The 12,735-nt window shown below is 72.4% G+C and carries 16 protein-coding genes; 13 read left to right on the top strand and 3 right to left on the bottom strand.

Annotated elements, in window-relative coordinates:
* Positions 1–53: 53 nt before the first annotated feature.
* The gene (locus tag DX116_RS19000) at positions 54–1,055 is read right to left on the bottom strand and encodes a hypothetical protein (protein WP_119705873.1); all 1,002 of its coding nucleotides are present in this window, start codon (positions 1,053–1,055) and stop codon (positions 54–56) included.
* 262 nt (positions 1,056–1,317) lie between these two features.
* Here DX116_RS19000 and DX116_RS18995 point away from each other — a divergent pair, with 262 nt between their 5' ends.
* From DX116_RS18995 to DX116_RS18980, 4 genes are all read left to right on the top strand, one after another.
* Positions 1,318–1,923: a PadR family transcriptional regulator gene (locus DX116_RS18995; RefSeq protein ID WP_119705872.1), complete on the top strand. Its 606-nt coding sequence runs from the start codon at positions 1,318–1,320 to the stop codon at positions 1,921–1,923.
* Entirely contained in the window at positions 1,920–2,351 is a 432-nt protein-coding gene (arfB, locus tag DX116_RS18990) for an alternative ribosome rescue aminoacyl-tRNA hydrolase ArfB (protein WP_119705871.1), read from the top strand. Before DX116_RS18995 ends, arfB begins: the two co-directional genes overlap by 4 nt.
* A 59-nt stretch (positions 2,352–2,410) precedes the next feature.
* The gene (gene ykgO, locus DX116_RS18985) at positions 2,411–2,533 is read left to right on the top strand and encodes a type B 50S ribosomal protein L36 (protein ID WP_119705870.1); all 123 of its coding nucleotides are present in this window, start codon (positions 2,411–2,413) and stop codon (positions 2,531–2,533) included.
* A 63-nt stretch (positions 2,534–2,596) separates the two neighbouring features.
* On the top strand, positions 2,597–2,794 hold the full coding sequence (locus DX116_RS18980) for a hypothetical protein (protein WP_119705869.1): 198 nt from the start codon (positions 2,597–2,599) through the stop codon (positions 2,792–2,794).
* Between the two features lie 11 nt (positions 2,795–2,805).
* Here the strand turns inward: DX116_RS18980 and DX116_RS18975 are convergent, their stop codons facing one another.
* On the bottom strand, positions 2,806–3,615 hold the full coding sequence (locus tag DX116_RS18975) for a hypothetical protein (RefSeq protein WP_147393727.1): 810 nt from the start codon (positions 3,613–3,615) through the stop codon (positions 2,806–2,808).
* Between the two features lie 152 nt (positions 3,616–3,767).
* On the opposite strand from DX116_RS18975, the gene DX116_RS19800 reads away from it, so the two are divergent.
* From DX116_RS19800 to DX116_RS20440, 9 genes are all read left to right on the top strand, one after another.
* Positions 3,768–4,199: a hypothetical protein gene (locus DX116_RS19800; protein ID WP_147393726.1), complete on the top strand. Its 432-nt coding sequence runs from the start codon at positions 3,768–3,770 to the stop codon at positions 4,197–4,199.
* An 84-nt stretch (positions 4,200–4,283) separates the two neighbouring features.
* Positions 4,284–5,192, top strand: coding sequence for an AurF N-oxygenase family protein (locus tag DX116_RS18965; protein WP_119705866.1), 909 nt, complete (start codon positions 4,284–4,286; stop codon positions 5,190–5,192).
* A gap of 29 nt (positions 5,193–5,221) precedes the next feature.
* Positions 5,222–6,844 carry an FAD-dependent oxidoreductase gene (locus DX116_RS18960; protein WP_119705865.1) on the top strand — a complete coding sequence of 541 codons (1,623 nt, stop codon included), beginning with the start codon at positions 5,222–5,224 and terminating at the stop codon, positions 6,842–6,844.
* A 21-nt stretch (positions 6,845–6,865) separates the two neighbouring features.
* A complete protein-coding gene (locus DX116_RS18955) occupies positions 6,866–7,585 on the top strand; it encodes a histidine phosphatase family protein (protein WP_119705864.1) in 720 nt (239 codons plus the stop codon).
* 10 nt (positions 7,586–7,595) lie between these two features.
* On the top strand, positions 7,596–8,162 hold the full coding sequence (locus tag DX116_RS18950; RefSeq protein ID WP_119706000.1) for a DUF3090 domain-containing protein: 567 nt from the start codon (positions 7,596–7,598) through the stop codon (positions 8,160–8,162).
* Positions 8,159–8,929 (top strand): SCO1664 family protein, encoded by a 771-nt coding sequence (locus DX116_RS18945; RefSeq protein WP_119705863.1) that lies wholly within the window; start codon positions 8,159–8,161, stop codon positions 8,927–8,929. Before DX116_RS18950 ends, DX116_RS18945 begins: the two co-directional genes overlap by 4 nt.
* On the top strand, positions 8,929–9,759 hold the full coding sequence (locus DX116_RS18940) for an NAD-dependent epimerase/dehydratase family protein (RefSeq protein WP_119705862.1): 831 nt from the start codon (positions 8,929–8,931) through the stop codon (positions 9,757–9,759). The genes DX116_RS18945 and DX116_RS18940 overlap by 1 nt, the downstream gene beginning before the upstream one ends.
* A gap of 109 nt (positions 9,760–9,868) precedes the next feature.
* The gene (locus DX116_RS18935; protein WP_119705861.1) at positions 9,869–10,951 is read left to right on the top strand and encodes an alkene reductase; all 1,083 of its coding nucleotides are present in this window, start codon (positions 9,869–9,871) and stop codon (positions 10,949–10,951) included.
* Between the two features lie 55 nt (positions 10,952–11,006).
* Positions 11,007–11,132: a hypothetical protein gene (locus DX116_RS20440; RefSeq protein WP_267897704.1), complete on the top strand. Its 126-nt coding sequence runs from the start codon at positions 11,007–11,009 to the stop codon at positions 11,130–11,132.
* Positions 11,133–11,142: 10 nt separating this feature from the next.
* Here the strand turns inward: DX116_RS20440 and DX116_RS18930 are convergent, their stop codons facing one another.
* Positions 11,143–12,636 carry an ABC1 kinase family protein gene (locus DX116_RS18930; RefSeq protein WP_119705860.1) on the bottom strand — a complete coding sequence of 498 codons (1,494 nt, stop codon included), beginning with the start codon at positions 12,634–12,636 and terminating at the stop codon, positions 11,143–11,145.
* Between the last annotated feature and the right edge of the window lie 99 nt (positions 12,637–12,735).

Here is a 12,735-nt window from a genome sequence, read left to right as displayed (position 1 = left end):
CCGCGCCCCGAATCCGCGAGTGGCGCAGTCTCGCGTTTTCGGGACGGCGTGTCTCACGAGGTTGCGCCACTCGCGGGCGGTCTCGCGCCACTCGCGCGGGGAGAGGTTATGCGCACGAGACGCTGGAGTCGTCGACGCAGGGCCCGCTGACCCGCAGCCGAGACCGTGGCCGAGCTCGCTTCCGCACGCCACAGCCCGAGGCGTCCCGGGACGTGTGCCAGCCCCCGCGCCGTCTCGGCATCACGCACGACGAGCTCGGGCGAGTGGATGATCTCGGTGGCGGTGTAGCCGTACCGCTCGATGCCCTCGCGGGCCAAGGCCTTCTCGCGCCGCAGGTCGCGCTGGTGCCGCCCTCGTTCGCGATGGTCCGACCCGTCGTACTCGGCCAGCCGGTTGGTACCGGTGATGCGCAGGTCGCCGCGCGCGACCTCGATGCCTGCGATGTTGCGCACGACGTGCTGGGGCTCGACCTCGAACCCCGAGAGCACGTGGAGCAGGCGCAGCATCGTCTCCCACCACGACTCGCTGCGACCGTCGACGAGGTCGAGCGCCCGCCGGAGCACCCGGACTCCCCTGCGGCCCGGCACCATCGTGGCCCGGATCAGGTCGACCGAGGTGTGCCCGAGGTGCAGCGCCGAGTCGATCAGCGCGACGAGGTCGAGCAGCGCGAGGTGCTCGGCCAGCTCGACGATCGTCCACTCGGCGGAGGCGACCGGCACGCCGTCAAGTCGCTCGCGGTGACCCGGCGGGATGCCGCACCGCCGGACGTACACCCCGCGGCGGTCGGCGTGCGGCGCTTCACGCCAGCTGCAGGCGACGAGGGGCAGGTCGTCCAGCAGCGGCATCCACCACTCGCGCAGCCGCGCGCTCGTCACGTGCGTGAACACCACGTCGTCGGGCAGCACCATCGCGACGGCACGACACGTGGACGCGAGGTCGTCCGCCGTGGAGGCAAGCTGCGCGACCCCCGCGGCGGGGTGGACGAACCACGAGGTGCGCAGCAGGTGGGGGCTGAGGCCGCGCGCCTCGGCATCTCGGTGACGGACGGGATCCATCCCTCCACCGTCACCACGGGGAACGTCGCGCTCCACTGACATTCTCGGGGCTGTGGACACGTCGCCGCGTCCACAGCCCCGCGGTCGAGTGGCGCATTCCAGGCCGCGAGTGGCGCAGTCTCGCGCGACACGCCGTCCCAGAAACGCAGGATTGCGCCACTCGCGGGACGGGGGCGGGACGTGGGGTTGAATGTGATCTGTTTTCGATATATCGTTTAGGTATCGACAACGTGCCGATGACAGATGGAAAGTGGGTCACCCCATGCGAAGCACTGACTTCTCACAGCATCACCACCCGTCCGACCGCCGACGCGGCCGGCACAACCCCGACCGCGGGTTCGGCGGCGACCTCGGCTTCGGGCCGGGGTTCGGCGTCGGCGGCCCCGGCCGTCCCCGCGGACGTCGGCGCGGCGGACGTGGCGGCGACGTGCGCGCCGCCGCCCTGCTCCTGCTGGCCGAGGCACCCAAGCACGGCTACCAGCTGATCCAGGAGATCGGCGAGAGGAGCGAGGGGTCCTGGACCCCCAGCCCCGGCTCGATCTATCCCGTGCTGCAGCAGCTCGAGGACGAGGGCCTGATCTCGTTCGAGCGCGTCGACGGACGCAAGACCGCGACCCTCACCCCCGAGGGCACGACGTACGTCGACGAGCACCGCGACGAGCTCGGCACCCCCTGGGAGGCCGCCAAGGGCGACCAGTCCCACGAGATGCACGAGTTCGCCCACAACCTCAAGGGCTTCATCAACGCCTGGAAGCAGGTCGCGCAGGCCGGCACCCCCGAGCAGCGCGCGAAGGCCACCGCGGTCGTCGACGACGCCCGCAAGGCCATGTACCTGATCCTCGCGGACGCCGAGTCCGACCGACGATGACGCACGACGCGCCCCGGCCGTCGCCGGGCAGGCTCGCCCTGCCCGACGGCGAGCTGTCGTGGCGGTTCTCCCGCTCGTCGGGCGCCGGCGGCCAGCACGTCAACACGTCCGACACCCGCGTCGAGCTGATCTGGTCGCTCGACGACAGCACGGCCCTCTCCCCCGCCCAGAAGGAGCTCGCCGCGAGCCGCCTGGCCGGACGACTGGTCGACGGGACCATCACGGTGGTGTCGTCGCAGTACCGCTCGCAGCACCGCAACCGCGAGGCTGCTCGCGTGCGTCTCGAGGAGCTGCTGGCCCGGGCCGTCGTCCCACCACGCCATCGCCGCGCCACCAAGCCGACCCGTGGGTCGAAGCAGCGTCGCCTGGACGCCAAAAAGCGCCGCGGATCGATCAAGCAGGGCCGCGGCAACCGCGACTGGGAATAGTCTCCAGATGACAACGGTTGTCATGTGTGCCGGTACGTCCCCGGCCCGAGAGGACAGTCATGAAGGTCCGCAACTCCCTCGCCTCGCTGAAGAACCAGCCCGGCTCCCAGGTCGTGCGCCGAGGCGGACGCACGTTCGTCATCAACAAGAACAACCCTCGCCTGAAGGCCCGCCAGGGCTGACGCCGGCGATTGGCGGGGCGACGGCCGGGGTACGGCACCACGACACCGACCACCGGAGGAATCATGACCGTTGCCCCGCCCGAGCCCGCCAACCCCGCCGCCCCCGGCGAGGATGCTCCCCAGACCGACGAGCCGCAGACCGACGAGCCCCAGGCTCCCGCGCTGCCCGATCCCGCCTTCCCCGAGGTGCTTCCCGACGCCGAGCCCGGCACGGAGCCCGACCGGGAGCCGGCGACCGAGCCCGACCCCACCGACGCCTGACCGGCACCGGGTCAGAGCAGCGGCGCGAGCCGCTCGCGGTGCCACGCCAGGCGCCCAACGTCGTCGAACGCGAGGCCGAGGCGTGCGCACGTCAGCAACACCACGACCGCCGCCGCCGAGACGTCGTGCTGACGGGCCAGCGGACGACCTGACCTCGTCGAGCGTGCCGCCACGCCGACCGCGGCGCGACAGAGCTCGATGTCGGAGCGCTCGCTCTCGGTCGTCGCACCGTCGTCGAGCCTGTCGAGGGCAGCCAGCAGGCCGAACACGGTCAGTCGCTCGCGCAGCGCAGCTCCTGCGTCGGCCGAGTGAGCGACCCGTCGCTCGGCCACCTCGACGTCGGCGAACCGGACCTCGGCCGTGCCGGCCCGGTGCCGCACCTCGACGCCGGACGTCTCGGTGGCGACGAGCGCGACCACCGCGTTGTCGCCCTCGTCGACGCCGAGCACCAGCAGCGAACGGGGCACGGGCGACCACGGGGTGCACGACGCGATGCCCGTCAGGTGCCACCCAGGACGCGAGCGCTCCACGCGCAGCGGAGGAGCGCCCCCCTCAGCCGTCACCGGCGCGACCGGGCCGGCCGCGGCCTCACCGAGCTCGTCGCGGACGACCTGCTCGGCCAGCCGGGACGACGACGCCGGCCAGGACGGCACCACCCGGCTGCGTGCGCCCCTTCCGCGCGCGAGCGACGTCGCGGCGTGGATCCAGGCGTGGCGGTCGACCATGTCGGCCCGTCGCTCACCGTCCGACCACGACTCCGGCCACTCCTGCAGCCACCGGGAGCGCTGGAGGGCGACCTCGCCGACCGCCACCTCGTCCACACGGCACCTCCCCTGTCGTCCAGGCCACGGTAGCCACCGGAGCATGCCCCGAGACCTGCGGTGTCGTGACGCCCGGGACAGCAGGTCGTTGGACCTGAGCGGGGCGTCGCCCCGTCCGCACGGTCGTCACCACCTCGTCGCAGGAGCGCCACATGCGCATCAGCCGCCTTCACCGCCTCGTCGCCGCAGCCGTCGTGGCCACGGTCGCCGCTTCGACCGTCGTCGCCTTCTCGCGGGACGACGCCCCCGAGCGTCCCGCGGCAGCGGCACAGGTGCCGTCCAGCAGCCCGGGCGGTCCTGCCTCCATCGACCCGACCCGGCCCGCCGCCCCGGCGCCCAGGAGCGGGACGACCGACGCCTCTGCCCCGCAGGAGCCTGCCGCGACGGTCCGCCCTTCCACCGTCCCGCGCCCCCGGACGTCGCCGACGCGTGCGGCCCGACCGCTCCCCAGCGCGTCCCCCACGCGGCGCCCGTCCACGACCGCCGCGCCGGCGGCCGAGTCGCCCGCGGCCCCCTCCACCCCCGCGGCTCCCGTGCCGTCCTCGACCCCCAGGAACCTGCTCGAGGAACTGCTCGGGCTGTAGCCCTGGACATTTCACATACTCGCGGTACGCTATTGTTCATCGTCGATGTCACATACGTGATGTCATATATCTCCGGAGGCCACGATGACGATCACCGCCGATGAGTTCCGCACCTCGATCGACCCCGACGACGAGCTGGCACGCCTGCTCGTGTCGTCGCAGAAGCTCTCGTACGACCCGCAGACCGAGGTCGACTGGGACACGCCCCTCGACCCGTCCCACTACGGGCTCAACCCCGAGTGGTCGACGCTCTACGGCACTCCCCTCTGGGACGAGATGAGCGAGGAGCAGCGGGTCGTCCTCACCCGCCACGAGGTCGGCTCGATCATGAGCACCGGCATCTGGTTCGAGATGATCCTGCAGCAGATGCTGCTGCGCGAGCAGTACACCGCCGACGTCACGAACTCGTCCTTCCAGTTCGCGCTCACCGAGATCGCCGACGAGTGCCGCCACTCGCTGATGTTCGCCCGTGCCTGCCAGGCCATGGACGTGCCGCACTACACGCCGGCCCGCCCGATCGTCGAGGCAGCGCGCGCGCTCAAGTCCGTCGCCGCCAACGAGGTCGCCTACGGCTCGATCCTGGTGGCCGAGGAGATCCTCGACGTCATGCAGCGCGACTGGATGCGCGGCGAGAACGTGCTGCCCATCGTGCGCACGACCAGCAAGATCCACGTGGTCGAGGAGGCGCGGCACATGAAGTTCGCGCGTCACGAGATCCGCGAGCACCTGGAGGGCGTCAGCGCCCTGCGCCGGCGCCAGAGCGCGTGGGTCATCTCCAGCGCCGCGCTCATCATCGTCCGCAGCATGGTCAACCACGACGTCTACGAGGCCGCCGGTCTCGACCGCAAGCGAGCCGTCGCCGCCGCCAAGGCCAACGAGCACCACCACAACCTGATGCGCCTCAGCTGCGTCCACCTCATGGACTTCCTGTCCGAGGCCGGCCTGCTCACACCTGCCGCGATGCGTCGCTACCGCGCCGCTCACATGCTCTGAGCACGGCCCACCCCGAACGGACGCCCCCCATGACCTACGTCGTCACCCAGGCCTGCTGCGCCGATGCCTCGTGCATGTCGGTGTGCCCGGTCAACTGCATCCACCCCGCACCGGGCGAGCCCGACTTCGGGCACACCGAGATGGTCTACGTCGACCCCAAGAGCTGCATCGACTGCGGCGCCTGCGCCGACGCGTGCCCCGTCTCGGCGATCAAGCCGCTCGAGCTGCTGACCGGCGACGAGCAGGTCTTCGGCGACATCAACGCCGCCTTCTACGACGACCGGACGGTGGATGCGACCTGGTCGGCTCCGACGTTCCCCGTGGTGGAGGCACCGCGCGAGCGGCCGCTGCGGATCGCGGTCGTCGGCACGGGCCCCGCTGCCTCGTACACCGCGCGCGAGCTGCTGACGACGTCCTCGGCCCACGTCTCGATGATCGACCGCCTGCCCGTCGCGGGCGGCCTGGTGCGTGCCGGCGTCGCCCCCGACCACCCCGACACCAAGCGCCTCGCCGAGATGTTCGGCTGGACGTACGACCACCCGCGCACCCGCATGTTCCTCAACGTCGAGGTCGGACGCGACGTCGACCACGACGACCTGCTCGCGCACCACGACGCCGTCGTCTACGCCGTGGGCGCCCGCCTCGACCGGCCGCTCGACGTGCCCGGTGAGCACCTGCGCGGCGTGCACGGATCGCCCGAGGTCGTCGGCTGGTACAACAGCCACACCGACGTCGACCCCGCAGCCGTCGACGTCTCGACCGATCGGGTCGTCGTGGTCGGCAACGGCAACGTCGCCCTCGACGTCGCGCGCATCCTGCTGGGCGACGTCGAGACGCTCGGGCGCACCGACATCGCCGACCACGCCCTCGCGGCACTGCGCGACGCCCCCGTGCGCGAGGTCGTCGTGGTGGGCCGCCGCGGCCCCGACCAGGCGGCGTTCACGCGGCCCGAGCTGCTGATGATGCCGCGCGGCATCGACGTCGTGATCGAGGCCGACGGCCAGGTGGCCGACGAGATCGCCGCCGCGACACCGGGGTCGAAGGCGGCCCTGCTCGGCGCGCTGCCGCTGGTGGACGTCGACTGGTCGAGCCCGCCGCCGCAGGGGCGCCGGCTCGTGCTGTCGTTCCACCGCACGGTCGACGAGGTCACGGGAGCCGAGTGCGTCGAGGGCGTCCGGCTCGGTCGGGCCGGCACCGACCGCCGCGTCGACGTGAGCACCCGGCTGGTGGTGCGGTCGACCGGCCACCGCGGGTCACCCGTCGCGGGTCTGCCGTTCGACGAGGTGACGTCCACGGTCCCCCACGAGGGCGGCCGCGTGGTCGACCTCGCCACCGGTCAGCCCGTGCCCGGCGCCTACGTCGTCGGATGGATCAAGCGAGGCGCGTACGGCGGCATCGGCACCAACCGCACCGATGCGCAGGAGACCGTCTCGACGCTCCTGCAGGACGCCCGTGACCACCGCCTGCCCGAGCCGTCCCGGCCGTCCGCCGGACGCTCGTTCGCCAAGATGCTGCGATCGCGCGGCCTCGACGTCGTCGGTCGCCGCCGCATGAAGAAGATCGACGAGCTCGAGCGCGCGCGGGGCACGACCGCCGGGCGTCCGCGGGTCAAGTTCGCGACGGTCGACGAGATGCTCGAGGGCCGCCGCTGAGCGCCCCGTAGGCTCGGCGGCATGGCCACAGTCATCCTGGTGCGGCACGGCCGCACCACCGCCAACGCCTCGGGCGTCCTCGCCGGCCGCACCGCCGGCGTCAAGCTCGACGAGACCGGGCGCCGGCAGGCCGATCGCACGGGCGAGCGGCTCGCGGTCGTCCCGCTCGTGGGACTGGTGTCGAGCCCGCTCGAGCGGTGCCGCCAGACGTCCCGCGCGATCCTGGCCCACCAGGACGCCTCGCCTGCCACGACCGTCGACAAGGGCATCACCGAGTGCGACTACGGCGACTGGCAGGGTCGCACGCTCAGCGACCTCGCGACCGAGGACCTCTGGAAGGTCGTCCAGGCGCAGCCGTCGGCCGCGGTGTTCCCGGGCGGCGAGTCGATGCAGGCGATGCAGGCGCGAGCCGTCGCGGCGATCCGTCGTCACGACGCCGCCTTCGAGGCCGAGCACGGTCCCGGCGCGGTCTGGGTCGCGGTCAGCCACGGCGACGTCATCAAGTCGATCCTGGCCGATGCCCTCGGCATGCACCTCGACCTGTTCCAGCGCATCGGCGTCAACCCCGCCTCGGTCTCGATCGTGCGCTACGGAGCGAGCCGCCCCGACGTCGTCTCGACCAACACCGATGCCGGCGACCTGTCGTGGCTGCGCGCCGCACCAGCCGCGGGCGACGCCCAGGTCGGCGGCGGAGCAGGCCACGAGGCCACCACACCTGACGCTCCTGGCGTGCGCGACTAAGGTGGATCGCATGCCACCGATCGTCCATGGATTCGACTGGCCCGACCGCGTGGTCGTCGGCACGGTCGGCCAGCCCGGGGCTCGCACCTTCTACCTCCAGGCCCAGCAGGGCTCGCGCCTGGTCAGCGTCTCGCTCGAGAAGGAGCAGGCCGTCGCCCTCGCCGAGCGCATCGAGGAGGTGCTCGACGAGCTGATGGGCGAGCAGGGCAATCCCTACAGCGTGCCCGCTCTGACGCCCGAGGGCCTCGTCGACAACGACCCCCTCGCGCAGCCCGTCGAGGAGGAGTTCAGGGCCGGTGCGATGAGCCTCGGCTGGGACCCGCAGACGCTCCAGATCGTGATCGACGCCTACCCGCTCCTGGTGGTCGACGTCGACGACCTCGACTCGGGCCAGGAGGTCGAGATCGAGATCGAGCCCGACGAGGTGCTGCGCGTGCGCATCCCCGTCGGCACGGCACGCGCCTTCGCCAAGCGCACCCGCGAGGTCGCCGGCGCCGGCCGTCCCCTGTGCGTGCTGTGCGGCGTGCCGATGGACGGCGACGACCACGTGTGCGAGCTGCCCGAAGGGTTCCGGTGACGATCGAGGCCGATCTCGCCAGCGGCGACATCGAGCTCGAGGGACGCCTCATGTCGGCGTCCAACGCCACGTTCGTCGGCACGATCGGCGACGTGAGCGTCGTCTACAAGCCCATGGCCGGCGAACAGCCCCTCTGGGACTTCCCCGACGGGCAGCTCGCACACCGCGAGATCGCCGCCTACCTGGTGTCGGAGACCCTGGGGTGGGACGTCGTGCCGCGCACCTGGCTGCGCGACGGGCCGCTCGGCCCGGGCATGGTGCAGCTGTGGCAGGAGGTCGACCCGGCCCAGGACGCCGTCGACCTGGTGGCGTCGTCCGAGGTGCCCGAGCGCGGATGGCGCCACGTCTTCGACGGCTACGACGCCCAGGACCGTCCGGTGTCGCTGATCCACGAGGACTCCGCCCAGCTGCGCCGCATGGCCGTCTTCGACGTCATCACCAACAACGCCGACCGCAAGGGCGGCCACGTGCTGGAGATGCCCGGCGGCCACCGCTTCGGCATCGACCACGGCCTGACGTTCCACGCCGAGCACAAGCTGCGCACCGTCCTGTGGGGATGGGTCGGCGAGCCGCTCGACCCGTCCGAGGTCGACGGCGTCGAGCGCGTGCGTGGGGCCCTGGCCGACGACCTCGGCGCGTCCCTGGCCCCGCTGCTGACCGGCCGCGAGCTCCACGCGCTCGCTGCGCGATGCGACCGCCTGCTGGCAGCCGGACAGTTCCCGCGACCACGGGGCGAGATGCCCGCGATCCCCTGGCCGCCGTTCTGATGGCCGCCGACACGCTGCTCGTCGGCTGCGGCGACCTGGGCGCCGACATCGGCCTGCGGCTCGCCGCCCTCGGCCACGACGTCGTCGCGATCCGACGGCGCGCCGAGCTGGTCCCCGCTCCCCTGCACGGGCTGTCGGCCGACCTCACGCGCGACCGGCCCGTGCTGCCCCCGCTCGACCTCGAGCACCTGGTGGTCGCCCTGACGGCCCGACCGCGCAGCGAAGAGTCGTACCGCGCCACCTACGTCGACGGCATGGCCCGCGCGCTCGACGCCCTCGACGCCGACGGGCAGGTGCCCCGGCGCGCCGTGCTGATCTCGTCCACCGCGGTGTTCGGCGACTCCGAGCCCGGCGAGCTGCTCGACGAGTCGAGCCCGTGCCGCCCGGGCGACGGTCCGGGCCGGATGCTGCTCGAGGCCGAGCGGGTGTTCGCCGAACGAGTGCCGGGCGGCACGGTGCTGCGCCTCTCGGGCCTGTACGGGCACGGCGAGCCGCGGCTCGTCGACCAGGTGCGTCGCGGCGAGGTCACCGATCCCCACCGCTGGACCAATCGCATCCACCGCGACGACGCGGCGGCCGCGGCCGTCCACCTGCTCACCCGGGCCGAGGCCCCGTCGGGGCTCTACCTCGGCACCGACGACGAGCCGTCGCTGCTCGGCGACGTGGCGGCCTTCGTGGCCGCCCGCCTCGGCCCCGACGCGCCACCCTCGCCACCTCCTGCCAATCCCGCGCAGGGACACGGCAAGCGGCTCGACAACGGCCGTTTGCGCGCCAGTGGCTGGGTGCCGCAGTACCCGACATACCGCGAGGGCTACGGCTCGCAACTCTGAACGGTGTCCGGTTCGCCACACGGCCGTCCGGGAATGGGTCGGCGTGCGCGGTGTTGACCTGTGAGGCACGCGTCCACCGACGGTGCCTCCGCAACGTTCAGGAGCAGTCATGTCAGATGTGTTCGAGCCGATCAAGGTCGGTGCCTGGGACCTCCCGCAGCGCTTCGTGATGGCGCCGCTGACCCGCAACCGCGCCGGCGAGAAGCAGGTGCCGCGCGACATCGCCGTCACCTACTACGGCCAGCGGGCCGGTGCGGGGCTCATCATCACCGAGGGCACCCAGCCCAGCGCAGTGGGCCAGGGCTACCTGAACACGCCCGGCATCCACTCCCCCGAGCAGATCGAGGGCTGGCGGGCCGTCGCCGACGAGGTGCACGCCCGCGGCGGACGCATCGTCGTCCAGCTCATGCACGTCGGACGCATCGCGCACCCCGACAACAAGCACGGCCTCGAGACCGTGGCGCCCAGCGCCATCCAGCTCGAGGGCCAGATCGTCACCGCTGACGGTCAGCTCGACCACGCCGTGCCGCGCGCGCTCGAGACCGACGAGATCCCCGGCATCGTCGAGGAGTTCGTGCACGCCTCGCGCAGCGCGATCGAGGCCGGCCTCGACGGCGTCGAGCTGCACGCGGCCAACGGCTACCTGCTGCACCAGTTCCTCGGCCCGAAGTCGAACGTCCGCACCGACCAGTACGGCGGCTCGCCCGAGAACCGCGCGCGCCTCGTGCTCGAGGTCGCCCGGGCCGTGTCCGAGGCGATCGGCGCCGACAAGGTCGGCATCCGCATCTCGCCCGCCCACAACGTGCAGGGTGTCGTCGAGGACGACGCCGCCGACGTGGCCGCGACCTACGGACGCCTGGTCGACGGCCTCGCGCCCCTGGGACTGGCCTACCTCAGCGTGCTGGCCGATCCGACCACCGAGCTGTTCGCCGATCTGCGCACCCGCTTCGGCGGCATCGTGATCGCCAACTCCGGCTTCGCCAGCGTCACGACGCTCGACGAGGTCGAGCAGATCGTCGACGGCGGACTCGCCGACCTGGTCGCCGTCGGACGCGAGTACATCGCCAACCCCGACCTCGAGACGCGCTGGCGCACGGGTGCCGAGCTGAACGAGCCCAACTCGAAGACGTTCTACGGCGGCGGGGCCGAGGGCTACATCGACTACCCGACGCTCGACGACGCGTCGAAGTAGCGACTGTCCGCGGGCGCGGCCGCATGGCGCCGCGCCCGCGGGGTACCTGCCCGGCATGAAGCTCTCACGAGGGATCGTCGCTGTCGGGGTCGCCAAGAAGGTCTACACCGAGGCGCGCAAGCCCGAGAACCAGGCCCGCATCAGGTCGGCCGTGCAGAAGGTCCGCGACCGCCGACGCTGAGCCGCGCGGCTCACGCCACCAGCACGCCTGACGAGGGATCGGCCAGCAGCTCGAGCAGGATGTCCTGCACGACCGCCAGCACGTCGGCCTCCGGGGCGACGCTGGCCGCGAAGCCGGCCAGGTAGAGCAGGTTCTTGAAGAACAGCACCAGGTCCTTCGGCATCCTGAAGCCGTGGCGCGCCAGCACCTGCAGCAGGCGTCCGAGCGTGGCGCCCAGCTGGTCGAACGTCACGTCGCCGTTGGCCCGCGCCGCCAGCTCGTCGAGCTCGCGCTGCAGCTCGCCCACCAGCGGCTCGATGCTCGCGGCGCGACCGATCGCCCCGAATGCCTGCATGGCCTCGATCTGGCCGCGCGCGTCACCGCCCGCCCAAGCGCCCAGGTAGTGCACGAGCCCGGCGCGCTGGTCGGCCGTCAGACGCCCGGCGATACCGAAGTCGACGAGCGAGAACCTGCCCGTCGCCGGGTCGACCAGCACGTTGCCGGCGTGCAGGTCGCCGTGGAAGACGCCGTGCTTGAGCGTCGCCTCGACGACCCCTCGGATGCCGGTCCGCAGCAGGCGGTCGCCGTCGAGGCCGGCCGCGGGGTCGAGACGTGTGTAGGCGACGCCGGGCAACAGCTCCATGACGAGCACCTGCTCGGTGACCATGCCGGGGATCGGGCGCGGGGCCAGCATCTCGTCCGCGCCCATCGCCTCGAGCACCGCGCTGGAGTCGACCAGGTTGGCAGCCTCGAGGCGGAAGTCGAGCTCTTCGAGCGCCAGCTGCGCGAACAGCTCGACGAATCCGGTCAGATTCGCCGAGCGGGCACCGGCGTTGACCTTCTCGGCCGCGGCGGCCGCCAGCGCGAGCGTCTCGATGTCGGTGCGGAACCGCTTGCGCAGCCCGGGTCGCAGCACCTTCACCACGACGTCGGTGCCGTCGGTCAGGCGTCCGCGATGGACCTGGCCGATCGACCCCGCCGCGAGCGGCTCGTCGTCGAGCCACGCCAGGCGCTGCCGCTCGGGGCCGAGCTCGCGGTCGACGACCTGCTGCGCGACCCCCGTCTCGAGCGGCGGCGCCTCGTCGCGGCACCAGGCGAAGGCCGTGACCCACTCGTCGGGCACCAGACCGTCGCCGGTCGCGATGAACTGGCCGAGCTTGACGTAGGCCGGCCCACTGGCCCGTACCAATCGCTGCACCCGGGCCAGGGTTGCGGCGCTGGCCCGTGGCGGCTCGACCCGGAGCCCGACGGCGGCCGCGGCGACCGCGAGCAGCTGGAACGGAGCGGCCGGGGCGGCCACGCCGACGACGCGCCAGGCCGTGCTCGCGAGGGACGAGACGGTGTCGGGCCACAACCGCGGAGTCGCGAGCCGCTGCGCCTCACGCGCCACGACGGCTCGCCGGTCGACGGCGTCGTGGTGCCAGCGGAGCGCCTGCTCGGCGAGGCCGGGGATCTCGGCCAGCCGGCGCGACTCGCGGATCAGCACGTCGACCCGCGGCAGGGGTGGGACCTCGGAGGGGTTCATACCGTGAGAATCTCACATACTGTGAGTATGGGCGAGCATTCCGCCGAGTGCGTCCCGTCACCTCGCTCACGAAACACGGCGAGATGCACGTCACAGATA

Source organism: Aeromicrobium endophyticum (assembly GCF_003586285.1).
Classification (GTDB): domain Bacteria; phylum Actinomycetota; class Actinomycetes; order Propionibacteriales; family Nocardioidaceae; genus Aeromicrobium; species Aeromicrobium endophyticum.
Note: the sequence above shows the minus strand (reverse complement) of the source record. Positions and strands in the feature narration are given on the sequence as shown.

Bases quoted from the DNA above. Each gene is read 5' to 3' on its own strand.
- DX116_RS19000 (WP_119705873.1), bottom strand. From the start codon at position 1,055: ATGGATCCCGTCCGTCACCGAGATGCCGAGGCGCGCGGCCTCAGCCCC.
- DX116_RS18995 (WP_119705872.1), top strand. From the start codon at position 1,318: ATGCGAAGCACTGACTTCTCACAGCATCACCACCCGTCCGACCGCCGA.
- arfB (WP_119705871.1), top strand. From the start codon at position 1,920: ATGACGCACGACGCGCCCCGGCCGTCGCCGGGCAGGCTCGCCCTGCCC.
- ykgO (WP_119705870.1), top strand. From the start codon at position 2,411: ATGAAGGTCCGCAACTCCCTCGCCTCGCTGAAGAACCAGCCCGGCTCC.
- DX116_RS18980 (WP_119705869.1), top strand. From the start codon at position 2,597: ATGACCGTTGCCCCGCCCGAGCCCGCCAACCCCGCCGCCCCCGGCGAG.
- DX116_RS19800 (WP_147393726.1), top strand. From the start codon at position 3,768: ATGCGCATCAGCCGCCTTCACCGCCTCGTCGCCGCAGCCGTCGTGGCC.
- DX116_RS18965 (WP_119705866.1), top strand. From the start codon at position 4,284: ATGACGATCACCGCCGATGAGTTCCGCACCTCGATCGACCCCGACGAC.
- DX116_RS18960 (WP_119705865.1), top strand. From the start codon at position 5,222: ATGACCTACGTCGTCACCCAGGCCTGCTGCGCCGATGCCTCGTGCATG.
- DX116_RS18955 (WP_119705864.1), top strand. From the start codon at position 6,866: ATGGCCACAGTCATCCTGGTGCGGCACGGCCGCACCACCGCCAACGCC.
- DX116_RS18950 (WP_119706000.1), top strand. From the start codon at position 7,596: ATGCCACCGATCGTCCATGGATTCGACTGGCCCGACCGCGTGGTCGTC.
- DX116_RS18940 (WP_119705862.1), top strand. From the start codon at position 8,929: ATGGCCGCCGACACGCTGCTCGTCGGCTGCGGCGACCTGGGCGCCGAC.
- DX116_RS18935 (WP_119705861.1), top strand. From the start codon at position 9,869: ATGTCAGATGTGTTCGAGCCGATCAAGGTCGGTGCCTGGGACCTCCCG.
- DX116_RS20440 (WP_267897704.1), top strand. From the start codon at position 11,007: ATGAAGCTCTCACGAGGGATCGTCGCTGTCGGGGTCGCCAAGAAGGTC.
- DX116_RS18930 (WP_119705860.1), bottom strand. From the start codon at position 12,636: ATGAACCCCTCCGAGGTCCCACCCCTGCCGCGGGTCGACGTGCTGATC.